Source organism: Neisseria sp. P0020.S003, assembly GCF_051957095.1.
Lineage (GTDB): Bacteria > Pseudomonadota > Gammaproteobacteria > Burkholderiales > Neisseriaceae > Neisseria > Neisseria subflava.
Map to the genome: position 1 here is coordinate 1 of NZ_JBQCWU010000110.1, position 231 is coordinate 231.

General features: G+C 51.5%; 1 pseudogene. It reads right to left on the bottom strand.

The annotated features are described in order from the left end of the window. Positions 1 to 231 (bottom strand): annotated as a pseudogene (locus ACTHTQ_RS11570) (helix-turn-helix domain-containing protein); the annotation flags it as partial.

The window sequence follows — 231 nt, forward strand, 5'->3', positions numbered from 1 at the left end:
AGTGTTTGGACGGTTTGGCTTTGTCCTTTTCGGTCCGCTTTTGGCTGAGGGCTTTTAACTCCTTTAGGTAGGCGACCTCTGCGCGCATATAGCACAACTCTTCAATAAGCTCTGCCTGTGTTTTTTCGTGGTCGGGTTTGTCGGCGATGAAGGGGTTTTTGCGGTGTTCGGTCATGGTTTTGGATTGGGGATGTTCGAGTGCGCCGATACCGCCTTCTTGATAGGCGCGTA